Genomic DNA, 20,612 nt, shown 5'->3' with positions numbered 1-20,612 from the left:
GATGCGCAAGCAGCTCTCGACGCTCGAGAAGCACAGCCTGCGCTTCATCGAGCTCACGCCCTTTGTCGTGGTGGCCACCAGCGGCGCGAGCGGCATGCCCGATGCGTCGCCGCGCGGAGGCGCGCCGGGCTTCATCAAAGCCTGGGACGAGCACACCCTGCTCATCCCCGACTCGCCCGGCAACAACCGCCTCGACTCGATGCGCAACATCGTCGAGACCGGAAAGGTCGGGCTCATCTTCATGATCCCGGGCGTGGACGAGACGCTGCGCGTCAACGGCGCGGCTCACCTCTCGCGCGACCCGGCGCATCTCGCAGCCCTGCCCGACGACAAACGCGCGCCCAAGCTCGCCATCGTCGTCAGCACCGACGAGATCTACCTGCACTGCCCCAAGGCCTTCATGCGATCGCGGCTGTGGGACCCGGCGTCGCAGGTGAAACGCTCCGCGCTGCCGACGCTTGGCGAGATGATTCGCGACCAGAGCGGCATGGAAGGCCCGGTCGAGACGCAGGAAGAAATGATCGCGCGCTACAAGGCCGCTCTCTGACGGGAGCCCGTACCCGGGCAAGGCCCGTTGACGATGGGAGTACATATCTGTAGCCTTATCAGATATATCTGAACAAGGCCATGACAGACTCCACCATCGTCGAGACCACGCTCGGCCGGGTGCGCGGCAGCGCCCGTGCAGGCGGCGGCTTCAGCTTCCGCGGCATCCCTTACGCCGCCGACACCGGCGGCGCCCACCGTTTCCTGCCTCCCCAACCGGCCACGCCGTGGAGCGGCGTGCGCGAGGCCACCGCCTACGGCTCCAGCTGCCCGCAGATCGTCACACCGCGCACACGCATCTTCCAGTGGCTCGCGAGCGATGCACCGCTCGGCGAAGACTGCCTGGTGCTCAACGTCGACACCCCCGCGGCCGATGCGCGCCAGCGCCCGGTGATGGTCTACCTGCACGGCGGCGCGTTCGCGCTCGGCTCGGGCAGCTCGCACGTGTACGACGGCGCCTCGCTCACGCAGCGTGAAGACGTGGTGCTCGTCACCGTCAACCACCGGCTCAACCTCTTCGGCTACCTCACGCCGCTCGCCAACAGCGACCCGCGTTTCGCCGATGCGGGCAACGCCGGCATGCTCGACCTCGTGGCCGCGCTGCGCTGGGTGCGCGACAACATCGCACGCTTCGGCGGCGACCCCGGCTGCGTGACGATCTTCGGCCAGTCGGGCGGTGGTGCGAAGGTCGCCATCCTGATGGCGATGGCCGAAGCGCAAGGCCTCTTCCACCGCGCCATCGTGCAGAGCTCGTCGTCGGGCTTTCGCGTGCAGCCGCGCGAGGAATGCGAAGCGGCCACGCGCAAGCTGTTCCAGAAGCTCGAGCTGCCCGAGGGTGACTTCGCCGCACTGCAGGCCGTGCCCGCCACGACGCTGCTGCACGCGATGCAATCGGTGGTGGGTGCGAGCGGCGGGCAAGACAGCTTCCGCCCGGTGATCGACGGCCGCACGCTGAAGCGCCACCCGTTCCACCCGACCGCGCCCGAGGTGTCGGCGAGCGTGCCGCTGATGATCGGCCACACACGCACCGAAGCGACCTTCTTCCTCGCGGCCGACCCGACGAACTTCACCGTCGAGGGTGACGAGGCGCGCCAGCGCATCAAGCGCTTCCTGCGCGTCGACGAGGCCCAGGCCGAGGCCGTGCTCGCGGTCTACGAGCGCGAGCACCCGAACGCCCCCGGCAGCGAGCTGCTCGCCTACATCGCGAGCGACTACCTCTACCGCCTCAACAACATCACCGGCGCCGAGCAGAAGGTGAAGCAGGGCACCGCCCCGGTCTACGCCTACGAGTTCGCGTGGGAGAGCGCGGTGCTCGGCGGCAAGTTCATGTCGCCGCACACCGCCGAGATCCCCTTCGTGTTCGGCAACGTTGCGCTCGCCCACGCCTTCACCGGCGACGGGCCGGAGCTGCCGAAGCTCGAGCGCCAGATGATGCGCGCGTGGGCGCAGTTCGCCCGCACCGGCAACCCGCAGCACGACGAGCTGCCGACCTGGCCCACCTATTCCCTCAACGAGCGCGCGACGATGGTCTTCTCGGCCGACACCGCCGTCGTCAACGACCCGCGAGGTGCAGAGCGCCAAGCCATCGCGCAGGTGCCCGCCTTCCACCCGGGCAGTTCGCTCTATGCCAGGTAAGAGCGCGCGAGATAAGAGCGCGCCAGACAAACAAAACACATGACGACAGCAGCCCTCCCCCTGTCCCGCTACACCGTGCTGGACCTCACCATCGCGCGCGCCGGCCCCACCGCCGTGCGCCTGCTCGCCGATTGGGGCGCGCGCGTGATCCGCATCGAAGCGCCGCCCAAGCAGTCGACCGGCAACATCACCGGCGCCCTGCGCCGCAACGCCGACGAGCAGAACCTGCACCGCAACAAGCGCAGCCTGTGCATCGACCTCAAGCACCCGAAGGGCATCGCGCTCCTGCACGACCTGGTGAAGAAAGCCGACGTGGTGGTGGAGAACTTCCGCGCCGACGTGAAGACGCGCCTCGGCCTCGACTACGAGCAGCTCAAGGCCATCAACCCGCGCATCATCCTGGCGAGCATCTCCGGCTTCGGCCAGGACGGCCCCTACCGCGACCGCCCTGGCGTCGACCAGATCGTGCAGGGCCTCGCCGGCCTGATGTCGATCACCGGCGAGCCCGGCCACGGCCCCATGCGCGCCGGCATCGCGGTGAGCGACACCTCGGCCGGCATGTTCCTCGGCCAGGGCATCCTGCTCGCCCTGCTCCACCGCGAACACACGGGCGAGGGCCAATGGGTGCACACCTCGCTGCTGGAATCGATGCTCAACAAGCTCGACTTCCAGGGCGCGCGCTACACCATGAGCGGTGAGGTGCCGCGCCAGCAGGGCAACTTCCACCCGACCGCCGTGCCGATGGGCGTGTTCGAGGCGAACGACGGCCTCGTCAACGTGGCCGCGAGCACGCAGAAGATGTGGGCCGCGATGTGCAAGGTGCTGCACGCCGACGACCTCTTCAACGACCCCGACTACGTGGACGTGCGCTCGCGCGTGAAGCACCGCGAGCGCCTCAACGTCGATGTCAACACGCTCACCCGCCGCTTCTCCACCTCCGAACTGGTGGAGAAGCTCAACGCCGTCGGCGTGCCCTGCGGCCCCATCAACGACATCGGCCAGGCCTTCAACGACCCGCAGACGAAGCACCTGCGCATGACGCGCCCCGCCCGTCACCCGGTGCTCGGCGAGGTGAATCTCGTGCGCACGCCGATCAACCTGTCGGCCTTCCCGCACCCCGAGGCCTTCCACCATGCCGCGCCCGATGCCGGCGAACACTCGCGCGAGCTGCTCGCCGAGCTGGGCTTCGACGCCAACACCATCGACAACCTGAAAGAACAAGGAGCCATCGCGTGAGCGCCCTCGTCAACGTTCCCCTGAAGACCGACAAACTCATCGCCCAGGTGGAAGGCGGCATCGGCTGGCTCACCTTCAACAACCCCGAGCGCCGCAACGCGATCTCGCTGGAGATGTGGGCCGGCCTCGGTGACGCGCTGCAAGCCTTCCAGCACGACGACGCCGTGCGCGTGGTGGTGATGAAGGGCGCCGGTGGCAAGGCCTTCGCCTCGGGGGCCGACATCTCCGAGTTCGGCGAGAAGCGCTCCAACGCCGAGCAGCGCAAGCAGTACGGCGAGGTGGCCGAAGCCGGGCGCATCTGGCTCAACAAGCTCGACAAGCCGCTGATCGCGATGATCCAGGGCTTTTGCATCGGCGGCGGCCTGGCGGTGTCGCTGAGCGCCGACGTGCGCATCGCCGCCGAGGGCTCCACCTTCGGCATCCCCGCCGCGAAGCTGGGCCTCGGCTACGACTACAGCGGCGTGGCGGCGCTGGCGCGCCTCGTCGGCCCCTCGTCGGCGCGCGACATCCTCTTCAGCGCCCGCTTCTTCGACGCGCCCGAAGCGCTGCGCATGGGCCTGCTCAACACCGTGGTGCCCGAGGCCACCCTCGAAGAGCATGTGCGCCAGTACGCCGGCGCCATCGCCCGCAATGCGCCGCTCACGATCCGCGCCGCCAAGGCGGCGGTCAACACCTTCGAGCGCTACTCGCGCACCGATGCCTCGCACGTGGCCGCGATGATCGACCAGTGTTTCAACAGCGAGGACTACATCGAGGGCCGCAAGGCCTTCATGGAAAAGCGCCGGCCGGAGTTCAGAGGCCGCTAGTCACGCCGCGTGGAGGCATAGAGAATCGGGCACATGACACCCGATCTCTCGATCCAGGACCACATCGCCACCATCACGCTGCGCCGGCCGCAGCAAGCCAACCGCCTCGCACCGGAAGACCTGGCCGCCCTGTCGGAGCATGTGGCCGCCATCAACGCCAACGAGGCGGTGCTGGTGCTGCGCCTGCAGGCCGAAGGCAAGTACTTCTGCAGCGGCTACGACATCGGCCAGATCGGCAGCGCCCGCGGCGTGAGCTTCGACCAGATGGTCGATGCAATCGAAGACGCGCGCCCCGTCACCATCGCCGTGCTGCAAGGCGGTGTGTACGGCGGCGGCACCGACATGGCACTCGCCTGCGACTTCCGCATCGGCTGCGACGCGGTCGACATGTTCATGCCCGCCGCGCGGCTCGGCCTGCACTTCTACCAGCGCGGCATGGAGCGCTACGTGAGCCGGCTCGGCATCAACATGGCCAAGCGCCTCTTCCTCACCGCCGAGCGCATCGGCGCGCGCGAGATGCACGCCTGCGGCTTCCTCACGCACCTCGTGCCAGCCTACGAACTCACGCACACCGCCGACCAGCTCACCCAGACGCTCGCGCAGATGGCGCCGCTCGCGCTGCTCGGCATGAAGAAGCACCTCACCCGCATCGCCCGCGGCACGCTCGACGCGACCGACCTGCAGCGCGACATCGCGCGCGCCGCCGAGTCCGACGACCTGAAGGAAGGCGCGGCCGCCTGGGCCGAGAAGCGCACGCCGAACTTCAAGGGCCGCTGATGGGAACGGCCGGGCGCCACGACGGGCTCGACCGGCTGAAGGCAGGCGTCACCCTGCTGGTGATCTTTCACCACACCGCCATCACCTACGGCGGCGCGGGGGGCTGGTTCTACCGGGAGCTGACACAGGGCGACAGGCCGTCGTCGATCCTGCTCACCTTCTTCTGCGCCATCAACCAGGCCTGGTTCATGGGCCTCTTCTTCCTCATCGCGGGGTACTTCACGCCGCAGGCCCTGGAGCGCAAGAGCGCGGCTCGCTTCCTGGGCGACAGGCTCGTGCGGCTGGGCATTCCGCTGCTCGTGTTCGGCTGGCTGCTCGGGCCGGTGACCATCGCCCTGGTGCAGAGCACGCTGCGCGAGCGCGAATTCACGCAGGTGCTCGCTGCGCTGTGGCGGCGCGGCGTCTTCGAGCAAGGGCCGCTGTGGTTTGCGACCGCCTTGCTGCTGATGGCACTCGCTTCGCTGCTCGTGCACCGCGTGGCCGGCTGGCCGCATCGAGGCACGAGGCCGCCGCCGTCCGACCGGCAGCTGCTGCTGGCAGCGCTCGTGTGGGGCACGGCGGCCTTCGCCTTGCGGCTCGTGTGGCCAGTGGGCAGCACGTGGTGGGGGCTGCAGCTCGGCTACTTCGCGGGCTACGTGATCCTCTACGTGGCCGGCAAGCTCGCGGCCCAACACGATTGGCTCGGTCAGGTGCCCGCGCCGCAAGTGCGCCGCTGGCGCCGCATCGCCTGGTGCACGGTGCCGCTGCTCGCGCCGCTCGGCCTGCTGAAAGACGCGGTGCCGCTCTTCCAGGCCGACCCGATGGGGGGCTGGAACCTGCCGGCCCTGCTGTACGCCTTCTGGGAGCCCTTCGTCGCCTGGGGCGTGATCCTCTGGCTGCTGGCACGCGTGCAACGCGGCGACACCGTGTCATCGCCGCTGTGGCAGAAGCTCTCGCGCCGGGCGTATGCGATGTACGTGATCCACCCGCTGCCGGTGGTGGCCATCGCGCTCGCGTGGCGCGGCGTGCCGGCGCCCGCGCTCCTGAAGTTCGCCGTCACCGGATGCGCCGCCGGCCTCGTGTGCTACTGGCTCGCCGGCGTGCTGCTGCGCCTGCCGGCGGTGCGGCGGGTGCTGTAGGGGCCGCACCGGCTTGTCGATATGATCCCGGCGCCCGATGCAGGGCCCGCCCGAGTGCACCATGCCCGCCAAGAAGACCCCCGCCACCACCGCCCGCAAGACCGCCCCCGAGGGTGGGCTGCGCGAAGAGCAGCTGGTGACCATCGCCGCCAGCCTCTTCGCCCAGAAGGGCTACGAAGGCACCTCGCTGCGCGACATCGCCGAGCAGGCGGGCATCACCAAGGCGGCGCTGTACTACTGGTTCCCCGAGAAGGAAGCGCTCTTCCAGCGGGTGGTGGCCGGGCGCATGGCGGCGCTCGTCGAGCGTGTGACCGAGGCGGTGGCCGGCGTCACCGACCCGCTGGAGAAGATCCGCGTCTTCCTGCTGTGCAGCGCCGACCACATCGACCGCGACCGCGCCGGCTGGATCAGCTCGTCGAACACCTTCTGGTCGAATTTCGACCCCGCCCAGCGCCAGGCGGTGGTGCCCGAGCGCGACCGCTTCGAGCGCCTGCTGCGCCAGTGCGTGAGCGACGCCGTGGCGCAAGGCGCGCTGCGCGAGATCGACCCGGCGCTCGCCACGCGGCTGCTGCTCTCGGGCGTGAACTACCTCCCGCGCTGGCACAAGCCGGGCGGCCCGCTCAGCGCGGTGCAGGTGGTGGAGCAGTACCTCGACATGGTGCTGAACGGCCTGCGCGCGCGGCCCGCGGCTTGAGCGTTCAGCCGGCCGCGACGACCAGCAGGTAGCGGCAGCCGCGCCCACCGAGCGCCTTGAACGACAAGGCGCGGTCGACGCCGAAATCGAGGCAGTCGCCCGGCGCGAGCTCGTAGACCTCGTCGCCGTAAGCCACGCGCAGCTCGCCCTCGACCATCCACAGGCGCTGCCGGTACGGCTTGCCGCTCCAGCGCGGGTAGTGCACCTGGGCGCCACGCGGCAACTCGATCTCGACCATCTCCGGGCCGTGCACCGCATCGCGCTCGGCCACCTGGCGACGGCGATAACCCTGCGCCGGGTCGCGCCACACCGGCTGCTCGGCCCGGCGCCGCACGCGCTCGGTGGGTGGAGCCGCGTCATCGGTCAGCAGCTGGGCGAGCGGGATGCCCAGCCCCGCCGCCAGGCGCCCGAGGATGGCTGCGCTCGGGCTGCTTTGCGCACGCTCGACCTTCGACACCGTGGCCTTGCTCACACCACAGAGCGCGGCCAGCTCCGAGAGGCTCAAGCCCCGCGCCTGGCGCAAGGCCAGCAGGCGACCGGCGATCAGCGCGTCGATGTCGGCCGGCTCGGCCAGCCCGGGAAGTGCCACAGCTCGTTTCCTTTAGAGAACGGATCGGTTACGATCATAACCGACAGCACATCCGCAGGATCACCCATGACACTCGTCGACTGCACCGAAGCCCGCCACGCCAGCGCCATCCTCGAGATCTTCAACGAGGCCATCGTCAGCTCGACCGCGCTCTACGACTACAAGCCGCGCGCCCCCGAGTCGATGGTGGGCTGGTTTGCCACCAAGCGTGCCAACGGCTTCCCGGTCATCGGCTGCGAAGACGAGGCCGGCACGCTGCTCGGCTTTGCGAGCTACGGCACCTTCCGCGCGTGGCCGGCCTACAAGTACTCGGTGGAACACTCGATCTACGTGCACAAGGACCACCGCGGCAAGGGCCTCGGCCGCACGCTGCTGCAAGCCATCGTCGAGGCGGCACGCGAGCGCCAGGTGCACACGCTGATCGGCGGCATCGATGCCGCCAACGCCGGCAGCATCGCGCTGCACGAAAGCCTGGGCTTCGAACACGCCGGCACCATCCGCCAGGCAGGCTTCAAGTTCGGCCGCTGGCTCGACCTGGCCTTCTACCAGCGCCTCCTCGACACGCCGGCCGCGCCGGTGGACGGCTGAGCGCCGCCTCGCCGCTCAGGCCACGCCCAGCAGCCTCTTCACTTCCTTCTTGAGGATCTTGCCGTTGGCGTTGCGCGGCAAGGTCTCGTCGAGCACGAGGATGCGCACCGGCACCTTGAAGCGCGCCAGCCGCTCGGCCACGAAAGCGCGCAACTCCTGTTCGCTCGCCTCGGCGCCGGCCTTGAGGGTGACGGCCGCACCGGGCTCTTCGCCGAGCTGCTTGTGTGGCAGGCCCACCACGCTCGCATCCATCACCGCGGGGTGCTCGTAGAGCACGCCTTCGACTTCGGTGCAGTAGATGTTTTCGCCGCCGCGGATGAGCATGTCTTTCTTGCGGTCGACGATGTAGAGCCAGCCTTCGTCGTCGAGGTAGGCGAGGTCGCCGGTCTTCACCCAGCCTTCGGTGAAGGTCTCGGCGCTGACCTCGGGCTTGTTCCAGTAGCCCTTCACCACATGCGGGCCCTTGGCCCAGAGCTCGCCCACCTCGCCGGCCGGCAGGGTCTCGCCCTGCTCGCCCACGATGCGCAGCTCGCCGACCGGGATGGACGGGCCGGCGCTGTCGGGCTTGCGCACGTAGTCTTCGCCGCTGTGGTGGGTGAAGGTGGCGCTGGTCTCGGTCATGCCCCAGCCGCTGCTGGGTGACGCGGTGGGGAACACCTGCTTGATGCGCCGCACGAGTTCGGCCGAAGCCGGCGCACCGCCGTAGGCCACGCTCTCGAGGGTCGAAAGGTTGTAGCGCTCGCGGTTCGGGTGCTCGAGGATCTGCCACGCGATGGTGGGCACACCCCCGGCCACGGTGATCTGCTCGCGCTCGATCAGGTCCATCGCCTGCTCCACGTCCCAGCGGTGCATGGTGACGAGCTTGCTGCCGCCATAGAGCGCGCCGGCCAGGATCGACTGGCAGCCGGTGGTGTGGAAGAACGGGATCGCCACCAGCGAGGCGCGCTGCAGCGTGCGAGCCGCGGGGTCGGGCACCGGCTCGCCTTTGCGGATGAACACCCGCTGTCCGGAAAACAGGCCGGCGAAGACGGTGGTGCCGGTGCAGCGCTGCGTGCCGAGCGCGCCCTTCTGCGCGCCGGTGGTGCCCGAGGTGTAGAAGATGGTCGCGTCGTCGTCGGGCGCGAGGTTCACGTCGGGCAGCGGCAGCTCGGGCAGGCGGCCCCAGTCGTTGACGGTGCCGGTGATGCTCTCCAGGCGATGCACGCGGGCGTCAACATGGGTTCTCGCATCGCGGGTGACGTAGACACGCTGGAGCGCACTGCAGTTCGCGAGGTGGCCGTCGGCCAGGCGGTCGAGCCGCTCGCCGTCGAGGAAGACGACGCTCGCGCCCGAGTCGTTGAGGGCGTATTCGAGTTCGGCGCCCTGCCCCCAGGCGTTGAGCGGCGTGACGATGGCCCCCGTGAGCGCCGCGCCGAAGAAGGCCGCGGGCCACTCGGGCAGGTTGCGCATGGCCACGGCCACGCGGTCGCCCTTCTTCACCCCGTCGCGCAGCAGCGCATGCGCGATGGCGAGCGCGGCGCGCGAGAAGCTCTCGAAGGTGGCGCGGTCGTCTTCGTAGACGAGGAAGGTCTTGCCCCCATGCGCACGACCGGCGAGGAAGAGGTCGCGAAGCGTCGCCGGGGCGTTCTTCCACACGCGCGTGGGCACGCCGCGGATCGTGATCTCTTCGATCTCGAACTGCGTGCCCGGCGCCGTCATCAAGGCATGCGCTTCGGCCAGCGACATCACCGGCCAGGGTTTCGCATCCGGTGAGGTCGTCATCGCTCAGTACTTCTTCAGCTGGGCCAGCAGGTCGGCGTGGTAGGTCGCGTCACCGAAGAGTTCTTGCAGCACACGCGCACGCTTCATGAAGAAGCCCATCTCGAATTCGTCGGTCATGCCGATGCCGCCGTGCATCTGCACGCCTTCCTGCACCGCGAGCGTGACGGTCGCCCCCGCCTTGGACTTGGCGACCGAGGCGAGGCCGATGGCCGTGGGCGTGCCTTCGTCCAGCCCCTGCAGTGCCTTCAGCACTGCCGAGCGGGTGAACTCGATCTCGCAATAGAGGTGGGCCGCGCGGTGCTGCAACGCCTGGAACTCGCCGATGATCTTGGCGAACTGCTGGCGCTCCTTGAGGTAATTCACCGTGCGGGTGAACACCTCGTCGGCGATGCCCAGCATCTCGGCCGAGGCGGCCACGCGGCCGGCGCTCAGCGCGGCGTTCAGCGGCACGAGGCCTTCGCCGACCTTGCCGAGCACGGCGCTTTCGGGCACGGCGACCTTGTCGAAGGTGATGCGTGCGGCGTTGTGCGCGTCGACCATCACCACGCGTTCGACCTTCACGCCGCTCGTCTTCGCATCGACGAGGAAGAGCGTGACGCCGGCAAGATCGCCCTTGGCGCCACTGGTGCGGGCCGCGACGATGAAGAGATCGGCCACATGGCCATCGAGCACGAAGGTCTTGGCGCCATCGAGCGTGTAGCCGCTGCCATTCTTTTCGGCCTTGAGCGCGGTGTTGCGCGGGTTGTGCTTGCTGTGCTCATCGACCGCCAGCGTGGCGATCAACTCGCCCGAGGCGATCTTCGGCAAGGTGGCCTGCTTCTGCGCCGCGGTGCCGGCGCTCAGGAGCGCGGTCGCCGCCACGACGCTGGACGCGAGGAAGGGCGAGGCCGTGAGGTTGCGCCCGATCTCTTCCATCACCACGCCGGCTTCCACCAGGCCGAGGCCCATGCCGCCGAGGTCTTCAGGGATCAGCACGCCGATGAAGCCCATCTCGGCGAACTGCTTCCACAGGCCGCGGTTGAAACCATCGGCGCTGCGCGTGTCGCGCAGCTTGCGCAGCTCGGAGACGGGGGCGTTGTCGGCGAGGAATGACTTGGCGCTGTCGCGCAGCATCCCTTGTTCTTCAGTGAGTACGAGTGCCATGAGGTGTTCAGGCTCCAGGGAGATCGAGGATGCGTTTGGCGATGACGTTGAGCTGCACTTCGCTCGTGCCGCCTTCGATGGAATTGCCCTTGGTGCGCAGCCACGCACGCGCCAGCGCACCTTCGCGCGAGCGCGGGCTCTCCCAATCGAGCGCATCGCTGCCGCCCGCCTGCATCATCAGTTCGTGGCGGCGCTTGTTGAGCTCGGCGCCGTAGTACTTGAGCACCGAGCTGAAGGCCGGGTTGCCCTGGCCGGCGCGGGCCATGTCCATCGCGCGCTCCATCGTCAGGCGGAAGGCCGCTTCATCGACCTCGAACTGCGCAATCTGTGCACGCAGCACCGGGTCGGCGACGCGCCCTTGCGCATCGGCCCCCACCTGCTCCAGCGCGAACACGCCGAGCGGCTTGGCCGCGCCGCGGTCGCCGATGCCGCCGATCATTTCGCGCTCGTGCGTCAGCAGGTACTTGGCCACGTCCCAGCCGGCGTTGAGCGTGCCCACGAGGTTCTTCTTCTCGACGCGCACGTTGTCGAAGAAGGTCTCGCAGAAGGGCGACTTGCCCGAGATCAGGAGGATGGGCTTGGTGGTCACGCCCGGCGTCTGCATGTCGAAGAGCACGAAGCTGATGCCGGTGTGCTTCTTCGCCTGCGGGTCGGTGCGCACGAGGCAGAAGATCCAGTCGGCCTTGTCGGCGTATGACGTCCAGATCTTCTGGCCGTTGACGATGAAGTGGTCGCCCTTGTCTTCGGCCTTGGTCTGCAGCGAGGCGAGGTCGGAGCCGGCATTGGGCTCCGAGTAGCCCTGGCACCAGCGGATCTCGCCACGCGCGATGGGCGGCAGGAACTCGAGCTTCTGCTCGTGCGTGCCGAACTTCAAGAGCGCCGGGCCCAGCATCCAGATGCCGAAGCTTTGCACCGGGGCGCGGCAGTTCAGTGCACGCATCTCCTGCGCGAGGATCTTGGCCTGCTCGCCAGCGAGGCCGCCGCCGCCGTATTCCTTGGGCCAGGTCGGCACTGTCCAGCCCTTCGCGGCCATGCGCTCCAGCCACACCTTCTGCGCGTCGGACGAGAACTTCCACTTGCGGCCGCCCCAGCAGACGTCGTCTTCGCTGGTGACGGGCTTGCGCATCTCGGGCGGGCAGTTCTGCTCCAGCCACGCGCGCGTTTCTTCGCGGAAGGTTTTCAGTTCGGGCTTCTCTGCAGTCGCAGTCGTCATGCGTTGCTCCGATCGGTCAGATGGTCACGCCGCCGTCGATGACGAGCGCCTGGCCCGTCATGAACGAGCCGGCCTTCGAGGCGAGGAACACGGCCGCGCCGGCGATCTCGTCGGGCTCGCCGATGCGGCGCAGCGGGGCGTTGGCAGTCGAGCGCTTCAGGGTCTCGGGGTTGTCCCACAGCGCCTTCGCGAAGTCGGTCTTGATCAGACCAGGCGCGATGCAATTCACGCGGATGTTGTGCGGGCCGTACTCCACCGCCAGGTTGCGCGCGAGCTGGAAGTCCGCTGCCTTGGAGATGTTGTACGCGCCGATCACCGGCGAGCCGCGCAGGCCACCGATGCTCGACACGATGATGATCGTGCCGTCCTTGCGCTCGATCATCTGCGGTGCGGCGAAGTTGATCAGCCAGTGGTTGGCGATCACGTTGTTCTCGAGGATCTTGCGGAACTGGTCGTCTTCGATGCCGGCGAGCGGGCCGTAGTACGGGTTCGACGCGGCGTTGCACACCACGATGTCGACCTTGCCGAACTGCTTCGTGGTCTCGTCGACCAGGTGCTTGAGGTCGTCCTTCGACGAGATGTTGGCCGGGATCGAGATCGCCGAGCCCGCACCGTGGGCCTTGTTGATCGCCGCGGCCACCTCGGCGCAGGGCTCCGGCTTGCGCGACGAGATCACGACCTTGGCGCCTTGTTCGGCCATGCGCTCGGCGATGGCTTTGCCGATGCCGCGTGACGAGCCGGTGATGACGGCGACCTTGCCTGTGAGATCGAACAACGACATGAGAGCTTCCTTGCTGGTTAAATGGAGGGGCTTCGAGGGTTGGGCCACGCAGGCGCGCAAGGCGACCAACCGACTTTTCTAAACCCTTGTCTCCGAGTGATGATCTGCCCTGTGAAACAGGGCCTTTTTCTGAGCCTCGGAAAACATACCAGATTGTTGGAAAGAGGACTATGAGCATTAGCTTTGACGGCCGTGTCGCGATCGTGACAGGCGCAGGTGGCGGCTTGGGCCGCGAGCACGCACTCGCGCTCGCCAAGCGTGGCGCGAAGGTGGTGGTGAACGACCTGGGCCCTGGCGCACAGACCGTGGCCGACGAGATCAAGGCCACCGGCGGCCAGGCCATCGCGGTGTCGTGCTCGGTGACCGACTTCGACGCCGTGCAGGCGATGGTCAAGACCACGATGGACACCTGGGGCCGTGTCGACATCCTCGTCAACAACGCCGGCATCCTGCGCGACAAGAGCTTCTCGAAGATGGAGATGGCCGACTTCAAGCTCGTGGTCGACGTGCACCTGATGGGCGCGGTGTACTGCACCAAGGCCGTGTGGGACATCATGCGCGCGCAGAAGTACGGCCGCATCGTCAACACCACCTCGTCGTCGGGCCTCTTCGGCAACTTCGGCCAGTCGAACTACGGCGCCGCCAAGATGGCACTCGTCGGCCTGATGCAGACGCTCTCGCTCGAAGGCGCGAAAGACAACGTCAAGGTCAACTGCCTGGCCCCGACCGCGGCCACCGCGATGACCGAAGGCCTGATGCCGCAGGTGGTGCTCGACAAGCTCGCGCCTGCCGCCGTGACGCCCGGCCTGCTCTACCTCGTGAGCGAAGACGCGCCGACGCGCGTGATCCTCAACGCCGGCGCCGGCACGTTTGCCCGCAGCTACGTGACCATGACGCTCGGCACGCACATCGGCACCGGCGCCGATGCCGACGACCAGGTGGCGGCGCAGTTCGAGGCCATCTCGTCGCGCGACGAGGAAGTGGTGCCGCAGAGCGGCAGCGAGCAGGGCCGCAATGAAGTGGGCAAGGCGATGGCGGCGTCGAGCTGACGACCGCCACCGGCCGGCCGCTCACGCGGCGGCCGGGTCCTTGCGGGCGCCGTCTGCGTCTGCCAAGGCGAAGTTCACCAGCGCCCGCAGCTTGTGCGGTGCCACCGGCTTCAGCAGCAACTGGAAGCCGTGGTCGGCGGACTCGCCACCGAGCTCACTCCCCAGGCTGCCGGTGATCATGATGGCGGGCAGGCCGCCCTCGAAACGCCCCCGCACGGCCGCAATGGCTTCGACGCCGGTGTGGTGGCCATCGAGCCGGTAGTCGGCGATCAGCAGGTCGGGCCGCACCGCATCGGCCCGTGCGGCCCAGGTGCGCACGGCCTGCAAGCTGCCGAAAGCCAGCACCTTCGCGCCCCAGCCTCCGAGCAGGGCCTCGAGGCCCGCGCGGATCGTGGCGTCGTCGTCCACCACCAGGATCGTGCGGCCGACCAGCGCCCGCGCCGACGCTGCCGTGCCGCACGGCTCGTGCAGCGCATGCGCTTGCGAGACATCGCCCACCGGCAACTCCAGCGTGAACACCGAGCCGCGCCCCGGCTCCGAGCGCAAGCCCAGCGGCGCCTGCATCAGCGCCGCGAGCCGCTGCGCGATCGAGAGGCCGAGGCCCAGGCCCTTGCGCTCCTGCGGCACCTGCGCCTGGGTGTCGGCCACCTGATAGAACTCTTCGAAGATGCGCTCTCGCTCGTCGGCAGGGATGCCGACGCCGGTGTCCCACACCTGCAGCTGCACACGCTCGCCGCGGCGGCGGCAGCTCACGAGCACGCTGCCGTCATGCGTGTAGCGCACGGCGTTGGAGACGAGGTTGCGCAGGATGCGCTCGACGAGCACCGGGTCGGCGTGCAGCACCTGCTCCCCACCGCGAAAGCGCAACGACAGGCCTTTGTCGAACGCCACCGGCTCGAAGTGCAGGCGCAGCTTGCGGAAGAGCTCGCCGGCCGCAAAGTGCTCGGGTGACACGGTGACGGCGCCGCTGTCGATCTTGGTGATGTCGAGCAGCTCGGAGAAAAGGCCTTCGAGCGCGTCGACCGAGCCGTTGATGCTGGCCACGAGCGGGGCGAGTTCCTTGTCGTGGCTGCGCTGGCTCAAGGCCTCGGCCAAGAGGCCCATCGCATGCAGCGGCTGGCGCAGGTCATGGCTGGCAGCGGCGAAGAACTGGGTCTTGGCGCGGTTGGCCACCTCGGCCTCGTGGCGGGCCACGTCGGCCGCGCGACGGGCCTCGTCGGCCGCGGCCTTCTCCTGGCCCATCTGCCACATCATGCCCTCGCCGAGCTTGCGGAAGTTCATGAGGTAGAAACGCGACAGGAAGCCCGTGCCGCCCACGATCACGAGCAAGGTCACGGCGATGAGGATGCTGGAAGCGTCACCGCCCAGGGCAATGTGCGCGACCATCGGCATCAGCGAGCAGAAGAAGTGCGCCTCGAAGGCGTAGTACTTCATCGAGATGTGATACGAGTTGAGCACGCACAACCCGTAGAGCACGAAGCCGAGCAGCATCTGCTCCTTCGCCCCGCCGTAGGGGAACAGCAGCCAGGCGGTGATGCCCCAGTACACACCCGACACCAGGGCGAGCAGGAAGAAGCGGTTGTAGGAGCCTTCGGCCTTGCGCTGCGGATCGGCGCGCCAGCGCTTCAGGTGGCGGATCGCCAGCACGCGCGACACGACGAACACGCCCAGGGCCGCGAGCCACGCGGCCAGCACGTTCATGGGCAGCAAGGGCCAGAACCACGGCATCAGCACCATGGCCACGAAGATGTTGAGGGCCGTCATGCGGGGGAGGATCCAGAACGCCCGGTCCACCCACGCCACTTCCATGCTGGCCTCGAATGCCCCGCGCACCTGCCCTTCCACAGGTCGCTGAACCGGACCCTCCGGCGTTTTCTTCACACGATCAACCCAACTGTTCCGGGTGCGCCACCGGCGGCGCCCAACACTGCGAACCATGCCACCAAAGGCGCATCGGCGGGGTGATCCACCGCACAGAATGCGCAAAAAGGGCGCAGAGGATGCACTCCCCTGCGCCCTTGTTCACACCCGCCGGCAGACGGGCGCGACGAGCCTCAGGCCATCAAGCCGACTTCGGGGCGCGGTACTTGCCCATCTCCCAGCGGGCGATGGCGCGGTTGTGCACTTCGTCCGGGCCGTCGGCCAGGCGCATGGTGCGCATGCTGGCGTATTGCTTGGCGAGGCCGAAGTCTTCCGACACGCCACCGGCGCCGTGGGCCTGGATCGCGTCGTCGATGATCTTGAGCGCCATGCGCGGGGCGGCGACCTTGATCATCGCGATCTCGAGGCGGGCGACCTTGTTGCCGACCTTGTCCATCATGTCGGCGGCCTTCAGGCACAAGAGGCGCGTCATCTCGATGTCGATGCGGGCGGTGGCGATGCGCTCTTCCCACAGCGACTGGTCGATGATGCGCTTGCCGAAGGCGACGCGCGACTGCAGGCGCTTCATCATCTTCTCGAGCGCGACTTCGGCGCTGCCGATGGTGCGCATGCAGTGGTGGATGCGGCCCGGGCCCAAGCGGCCTTGGGCGATCTCGAAGCCACGGCCTTCGCCGAGCAGCAGGTTTTCCAGCGGCACGCGCACGTCCTTGAAGACGACCTCGGCGTGGCCGTGCGGTGCGTCGTCGAAGCCGAACACCGGCAGCATGCGCAGCACGGTGATGCCCGGGGTGTCCATCGGCACGAGGATCTGCGACTGCTGCGCGTGCGAGGGCGCGTCGGGGTTGCTCTTGCCCATCACGATGGCGATCTTGCAGCGCGGGTCGCCCACGCCGGACGACCACCACTTGCGGCCGTTGAGCACGTAGTGGTCACCGTCGCGCTTGATCTCGAGTGCGATGTTGGTCGCATCCGACGAGGCCACCGCCGGCTCGGTCATCAGGAAGGCCGAGCGGATCTTGCCGTCGAGCAGGGGCTCCATCCACATCTTCTTCTGCGCATCGTTCGCGTAGCGCGCCAGCACTTCCATGTTGCCGGTGTCGGGCGCCGAGCAGTTGAAGACTTCAGAGGCGAAGCCCACCTTGCCCATCTCTTCCGCGCACATCGCGTACTCGAGGTTGGTGAGGCCGGCGCCGCGGTAGGGGCTGTCTTCGGGCAGCGAATCCTTGGGCAGGAAGAGGTTCCACAGGCCTTCCTTCTTGGCGATGGCCTTGAGTTCCTCGACCACCGGCACGACCTGCCAGCGGTTGGCACCGAAGCCCTTCATTTGCTCGTAGTACGTCGGCACCGCGGGGTACACGTACTTGTTCATGAAGTCGACCACGCGATCGCGCCAGTAGATCTGGCGTTCCGACATCGAGAAATTCATTCGCTTCTCTCCAAAGTGTGTTTTGAACTCGGGGCTGCCCCGTGGCACGAGTTGAGATTCTCTGGCAGACTGACTTTTCGAAACCCAATCTGTACCGCCAAGGAGAACGCCGCCCCATGGGCGCGTTTATAGACGACGACACCGCAGTTTCAAGTCTCGTCTGCGACAGGCGCCGCACTGTATCAGCACATACCTGTCTTTCCAGACCGGCAACCGACCGCACAAACCCCGATGACCGCCGAAAGCTCCAAGGAACTCAACATTCAGTCACCGCTGGCTCCGTTCAAAGGGGAAAAACCCGAGGCGCCGAGCTGGTTCGACAAGGCCCTGAAACGCGAGCCCGCGCGCAGCTTCGTCGAGGTGAAGGGTGCACGCATCGAGACGCTCACCTGGGGCGAGCTCGGCAAGCCCGGCCTCGTGCTGCTGCACGGCAACCGCGCGCACGCCGACTGGTACAGCTTCATCGCACCCTTCTTCGCCGATGACTTCCGCGTGGTCGCGATGTCGTGGTCGGGCATGGGCGGCTCCGATTGGCGCGACAGCTACTCGATCGAACTGCTGTCGGAAGAAGTGGCCGCCGTGGCCGAGGCCGCGGGCATGTTCGAGAGCAAGACCAAACCCGTCGTCGTGGCGCATTCGTTCGGCGGCTTTCCTGCGCTGCGCTACAGCGCGCGCGCCGGCACGAAGGTCGGCGGGCTGGTGCTGGTCGACTGCCCGGTGATGTCGCCCGAGATGCGCAAGGCCCGCCGCGGCCCGGGGCCGGGCGGGCTGGAGCCGCGACCCAACCGGGTCTACGAGACGCTGCCCTCGGCACTCGCACGCTTTCGCTTCGCGCCGCCGCAGGTCTGCAAGAACCTCTACATCGCCGACCACATCGCACGCACGTCGCTGAAGCGTGCGCCGCTTGAAATGGGTGACGGCGAAGGCTGGACCTGGCGCTTCGACCCCTTCCAGTGGCGCGACCTGCGCATGGAAAACCCGCTGCCCGACTTCCACGCGCTGCAATGCCCGGTGGCGATCGTGTGGGGCGCGCAATCGATGCTGTTCGATGCCGACATCCTGGCCTACATCGCCGGGTTGTCACCCGCTGGCACACCACGCATCGAGATCCCCGCGGCACGCCATCACCTGATGGTCGACCAGCCGCTCGCGTTCGTCACCGCACTGCGCGGGCTGCTCTTCGGCTGGCCCGCGCGCGCATCGGCCCGCCCTGCGGAATAGCACGCCCGAACAATCACTCGCCAGAGTGCGCCAAAGCACCGCGAGTTCCATCGCAGCTCTTCGCGTTTTCCCGGATTTCGAATCTTGGGTATGCATCCGCATTACCCCGTACACCGAGGGCAGCTAAGTGTTTGCCCTGCGAGACTTCGAATCTTCTTCAGTGGATGATTCGCCCCGCTTCGCAGCGAAAAGCTGCAAGAACCTCAAGGCAGGCGAATGCAAACTGAATTCCGACATGCAGAAGATTGGGTATGGTGGCAGAACGCCATCGTGAGTGAGGGGCAGAGCTGATGCGCGGCTATGTGATCCGGCGCCTGCTGTCGCTGCTGCCGACCCTCTTCTTCGCGAGCCTCATCGTGTTCATCACGGTGCGGCTGATCCCCGGCGACATCATCGACATGATGTTGAGCCAGAACGACGTGGCGGCCGACAAGAAGAGCCGCGACCAGGTCGTCGCGGCCCTCGGCCTCGACAAGCCGATGTGGGAGCAGTACGTCACCTGGGTGTCGAACATCGTCTTCCGCGGCGATCTCGGCAGCTCGCTGTGGCAGAACTCCCCCGTCACCGAGTTCCTCAAGGCGCGCATGCCGGTGACCTTCGAGCTCGGGCTGCTGGCGCTGATCGTCGGCCTCTTGATCGCGATCCCGATCGGCGTGTACTCGGCCATTCGCCAAGACACCGCGGGCGACTACATCGGCCGCTCGTTCTCCATCCTGCTGCTGGCGGTACCGAGCTTCTGGATCGGCACCATGGTGATGGTCTTCCCGTCGATCTGGTGGGGCTGGTCACCCGAGGTGGAGTACGTGCCCTTCTTCACCGACCCGTGGCAGAACCTCAAGCAGATGATCATCCCGGCGATCATCCTCGGCGCCGCGCTCTCGGCCATCACCATGCGCCTCACGCGCACCATGATGCTCGAGGTGCTGCGGCAGGACTACATCCGCACCGCCTGGGCCAAGGGCCTCTCCGAGCCGCTCGTCGTGATGCGGCACGCACTGCGCAACGCGCTGATCCCGGTCGTCACCCTGATCGGCCTGCAGGCCCCGCTGCTGATCGGCGGCGCGGTGATCATCGAGCAGATCTTCGTGATCCCCGGCATGGGCCTCTTGCTGCTCGATGCGGTGAACCAGCGTGACTACCCCATCATCACCGGCGTCTTCCTCGTGGTCGGCGTGGCGGTGATGCTCATCAACCTGGTCGTGGACCTGAGCTATGGCCTGCTCGACCCGAAGGTGAGGTACCGCTAAATGGCTGCTGTCATTGAAACCACTCCCGTGGCGCAGGCGGCCCCGCCGCGCGCGCCTTCGCGCAGCCTGATCAAGCGCCTCTTCAAGCAGAAGCCGCTCGGCACGGCCGGTGGCCTGGTGCTGCTCTTCATGCTGGTGGTGGGCGTCTTCGCCGAGTTCTTCGCGCCCTACGGCTACAACGAGATCAACATGATCGAGCGCCTGCAGGCGCCATCGTGGGCACACTGGTTCGGCACCGACAACCTCGGCCGCGACGTGCTCTCGCGCTGCATCTACGGCGCGCGCCTGTCGGTGATCATCGGCTGCTCGGCCGCGCTGCTGTCGACCATCATCTCGATCATCATCGGCGTGACCAGCGGCTACTGGAGCGGCCGCTTCGACATGGTGATGCAGCGCTTCGTCGATGCGTGGATGAGCTTCCCCGGCCTCATCATCCTGATCGTCGTCGTCTCGGTGTTCGGCCCCGGCATGCCGCAGACCATCATCACGCTGGGCGTGCTGCTGGGCATCGACGGCTCGCGCATCGTGCGCAGCGCGGTGGTGGCCGTGCGCGAGAACATGTACGTGCACGCCGCGCAGTCGCTCGGCGCCTCGTCGCTGCGCATCCTGTGGAAGCACATCCTGCCCAACGTGATGCCGGTGGTGATCGTGATCTTCACCACCCGCGTGGGCACGGTGATCCTCGCCGAATCGGGCCTCGCCTTCCTCGGCCTGGGTGTGCCGCCGCCGGCACCCACCTGGGGCGGCATGCTCTCCGGCAGTGGCCGCACCTACATGTTCCAGGGCCCGTGGCTGGCCCTCGCACCGGGCCTGTGCCTGACCGTGATGGTCTACGCGACCAACGTGTTCGGCGATGCCCTGCGCGACCTGCTCGACCCGCGCATGCGTGGCTCGCGCTGAT

Annotated in this window: 19 protein-coding genes; 12 read left to right on the top strand and 7 right to left on the bottom strand. The window is 67.7% G+C overall.

Going from position 1 to position 20,612, the window contains the following annotated elements; translation table 11 throughout:
* Window position 1: 1 nt before the first annotated feature.
* The 7 genes from KF892_20150 to KF892_20120 all read left to right on the top strand — a co-directional run bounded on the left by KF892_20150 (window position 2) and on the right by KF892_20120 (window position 6,812).
* Entirely contained in the window at window positions 2-547 is a 546-nt protein-coding gene (locus KF892_20150; GenBank protein MBX3627332.1) for a pyridoxamine 5'-phosphate oxidase family protein, read from the top strand.
* An 80-nt stretch (window positions 548-627) separates the two neighbouring features.
* Window positions 628-2,181: a carboxylesterase/lipase family protein gene (locus KF892_20145; protein ID MBX3627331.1), complete on the top strand. Its 1,554-nt coding sequence runs from the start codon at window positions 628-630 to the stop codon at window positions 2,179-2,181.
* Between the two features lie 39 nt (window positions 2,182-2,220).
* Window positions 2,221-3,417, top strand: a complete 1,197-nt coding sequence (locus KF892_20140) for a CoA transferase (GenBank protein ID MBX3627330.1) — start codon at window positions 2,221-2,223, stop codon at window positions 3,415-3,417.
* Window positions 3,414-4,223, top strand: coding sequence for an enoyl-CoA hydratase/isomerase family protein (locus KF892_20135; protein MBX3627329.1), 810 nt, complete (start codon window positions 3,414-3,416; stop codon window positions 4,221-4,223). Before KF892_20140 ends, KF892_20135 begins: the two co-directional genes overlap by 4 nt.
* Before the next feature lie 33 nt (window positions 4,224-4,256).
* Window positions 4,257-5,000, top strand: coding sequence for an enoyl-CoA hydratase/isomerase family protein (locus tag KF892_20130; GenBank protein MBX3627328.1), 744 nt, complete (start codon window positions 4,257-4,259; stop codon window positions 4,998-5,000).
* Window positions 5,000-6,118, top strand: a complete 1,119-nt coding sequence (locus tag KF892_20125; GenBank protein ID MBX3627327.1) for an acyltransferase family protein — start codon at window positions 5,000-5,002, stop codon at window positions 6,116-6,118. Before KF892_20130 ends, KF892_20125 begins: the two co-directional genes overlap by 1 nt.
* Window positions 6,119-6,179: 61 nt before the next feature.
* Entirely contained in the window at window positions 6,180-6,812 is a 633-nt protein-coding gene (locus KF892_20120; protein MBX3627326.1) for a TetR family transcriptional regulator, read from the top strand.
* Between the two features lie 4 nt (window positions 6,813-6,816).
* Here the strand turns inward: KF892_20120 and KF892_20115 are convergent, their stop codons facing one another.
* Window positions 6,817-7,401 carry a helix-turn-helix domain-containing protein gene (locus KF892_20115; protein ID MBX3627325.1) on the bottom strand — a complete coding sequence of 195 codons (585 nt, stop codon included), beginning with the start codon at window positions 7,399-7,401 and terminating at the stop codon, window positions 6,817-6,819.
* A 66-nt stretch (window positions 7,402-7,467) separates the two neighbouring features.
* Here KF892_20115 and KF892_20110 point away from each other — a divergent pair, with 66 nt between their 5' ends.
* A complete protein-coding gene (locus tag KF892_20110; protein MBX3627324.1) occupies window positions 7,468-7,989 on the top strand; it encodes an N-acetyltransferase in 522 nt (173 codons plus the stop codon).
* A 15-nt stretch (window positions 7,990-8,004) separates the two neighbouring features.
* On the opposite strand, the gene KF892_20105 is transcribed toward KF892_20110, so the two are convergent.
* Genes KF892_20105 through KF892_20090 form a run of 4 tightly spaced genes read right to left on the bottom strand, consistent with a single transcriptional unit; the run spans window position 8,005 to window position 12,887 of the window.
* Window positions 8,005-9,750, bottom strand: coding sequence for an acyl--CoA ligase (locus KF892_20105; protein MBX3627323.1), 1,746 nt, complete (start codon window positions 9,748-9,750; stop codon window positions 8,005-8,007).
* Window positions 9,751-9,753: 3 nt separating this feature from the next.
* Window positions 9,754-10,893 (bottom strand): acyl-CoA/acyl-ACP dehydrogenase, encoded by a 1,140-nt coding sequence (locus KF892_20100; protein MBX3627322.1) that lies wholly within the window; start codon window positions 10,891-10,893, stop codon window positions 9,754-9,756.
* A gap of 7 nt (window positions 10,894-10,900) precedes the next feature.
* Complete coding sequence (locus tag KF892_20095) at window positions 10,901-12,106, bottom strand: acyl-CoA dehydrogenase family protein (GenBank protein ID MBX3627321.1); 1,206 nt, start codon at window positions 12,104-12,106, stop codon at window positions 10,901-10,903.
* A gap of 16 nt (window positions 12,107-12,122) precedes the next feature.
* Window positions 12,123-12,887, bottom strand: coding sequence for an SDR family oxidoreductase (locus KF892_20090; protein ID MBX3627320.1), 765 nt, complete (start codon window positions 12,885-12,887; stop codon window positions 12,123-12,125).
* A 170-nt stretch (window positions 12,888-13,057) separates the two neighbouring features.
* Here KF892_20090 and KF892_20085 point away from each other — a divergent pair, with 170 nt between their 5' ends.
* On the top strand, window positions 13,058-13,936 hold the full coding sequence (locus KF892_20085; GenBank protein MBX3627319.1) for an SDR family NAD(P)-dependent oxidoreductase: 879 nt from the start codon (window positions 13,058-13,060) through the stop codon (window positions 13,934-13,936).
* A 21-nt stretch (window positions 13,937-13,957) separates the two neighbouring features.
* On the opposite strand, the gene KF892_20080 is transcribed toward KF892_20085, so the two are convergent.
* Together KF892_20080 and KF892_20075 are read right to left on the bottom strand one after the other, a co-directional pair.
* On the bottom strand, window positions 13,958-15,769 hold the full coding sequence (locus tag KF892_20080; GenBank protein MBX3627318.1) for a hybrid sensor histidine kinase/response regulator: 1,812 nt from the start codon (window positions 15,767-15,769) through the stop codon (window positions 13,958-13,960).
* 229 nt (window positions 15,770-15,998) lie between these two features.
* Window positions 15,999-17,243 (bottom strand): acyl-CoA dehydrogenase family protein, encoded by a 1,245-nt coding sequence (locus KF892_20075; GenBank protein MBX3627317.1) that lies wholly within the window; start codon window positions 17,241-17,243, stop codon window positions 15,999-16,001.
* Window positions 17,244-17,474: 231 nt separating this feature from the next.
* On the opposite strand from KF892_20075, the gene KF892_20070 reads away from it, so the two are divergent.
* The 3 genes from KF892_20070 (at window position 17,475) to KF892_20060 (ending at window position 20,611) form a co-directional block, all read left to right on the top strand.
* Window positions 17,475-18,464 (top strand): alpha/beta hydrolase, encoded by a 990-nt coding sequence (locus KF892_20070; protein ID MBX3627316.1) that lies wholly within the window; start codon window positions 17,475-17,477, stop codon window positions 18,462-18,464.
* A 290-nt stretch (window positions 18,465-18,754) separates the two neighbouring features.
* The gene (locus KF892_20065) at window positions 18,755-19,711 is read left to right on the top strand and encodes an ABC transporter permease (GenBank protein MBX3627315.1); all 957 of its coding nucleotides are present in this window, start codon (window positions 18,755-18,757) and stop codon (window positions 19,709-19,711) included.
* Window positions 19,712-20,611, top strand: coding sequence for an ABC transporter permease (locus tag KF892_20060; GenBank protein ID MBX3627314.1), 900 nt, complete (start codon window positions 19,712-19,714; stop codon window positions 20,609-20,611). It abuts the gene before it with no gap.
* Window position 20,612: the final 1 nt, after the last annotated feature.

This window comes from Rhizobacter sp. (assembly GCA_019635355.1).
Lineage (GTDB): Bacteria > Pseudomonadota > Gammaproteobacteria > Burkholderiales > Burkholderiaceae_C > Rhizobacter.
This window is presented reverse-complemented; position numbering and strand designations above follow the sequence as displayed.

Coding starts and splice junctions, on each gene's coding strand:
- KF892_20150 (MBX3627332.1), top strand. CDS start 2: ATGCGCAAGCAGCTCTCGACGCTCGAGAAGCACAGCCTGCGCTTCATC.
- KF892_20145 (MBX3627331.1), top strand. CDS start 628: ATGACAGACTCCACCATCGTCGAGACCACGCTCGGCCGGGTGCGCGGC.
- KF892_20140 (MBX3627330.1), top strand. CDS start 2,221: ATGACGACAGCAGCCCTCCCCCTGTCCCGCTACACCGTGCTGGACCTC.
- KF892_20130 (MBX3627328.1), top strand. CDS start 4,257: ATGACACCCGATCTCTCGATCCAGGACCACATCGCCACCATCACGCTG.
- KF892_20125 (MBX3627327.1), top strand. CDS start 5,000: ATGGGAACGGCCGGGCGCCACGACGGGCTCGACCGGCTGAAGGCAGGC.
- KF892_20120 (MBX3627326.1), top strand. CDS start 6,180: ATGCCCGCCAAGAAGACCCCCGCCACCACCGCCCGCAAGACCGCCCCC.
- KF892_20110 (MBX3627324.1), top strand. CDS start 7,468: ATGACACTCGTCGACTGCACCGAAGCCCGCCACGCCAGCGCCATCCTC.
- KF892_20105 (MBX3627323.1), bottom strand. CDS start 9,750: ATGACGACCTCACCGGATGCGAAACCCTGGCCGGTGATGTCGCTGGCC.
- KF892_20100 (MBX3627322.1), bottom strand. CDS start 10,893: ATGGCACTCGTACTCACTGAAGAACAAGGGATGCTGCGCGACAGCGCC.
- KF892_20095 (MBX3627321.1), bottom strand. CDS start 12,106: ATGACGACTGCGACTGCAGAGAAGCCCGAACTGAAAACCTTCCGCGAA.
- KF892_20090 (MBX3627320.1), bottom strand. CDS start 12,887: ATGTCGTTGTTCGATCTCACAGGCAAGGTCGCCGTCATCACCGGCTCG.
- KF892_20085 (MBX3627319.1), top strand. CDS start 13,058: ATGAGCATTAGCTTTGACGGCCGTGTCGCGATCGTGACAGGCGCAGGT.
- KF892_20075 (MBX3627317.1), bottom strand. CDS start 17,243: ATGAATTTCTCGATGTCGGAACGCCAGATCTACTGGCGCGATCGCGTG.
- KF892_20070 (MBX3627316.1), top strand. CDS start 17,475: ATGACCGCCGAAAGCTCCAAGGAACTCAACATTCAGTCACCGCTGGCT.
- KF892_20065 (MBX3627315.1), top strand. CDS start 18,755: ATGCGCGGCTATGTGATCCGGCGCCTGCTGTCGCTGCTGCCGACCCTC.
- KF892_20060 (MBX3627314.1), top strand. CDS start 19,712: ATGGCTGCTGTCATTGAAACCACTCCCGTGGCGCAGGCGGCCCCGCCG.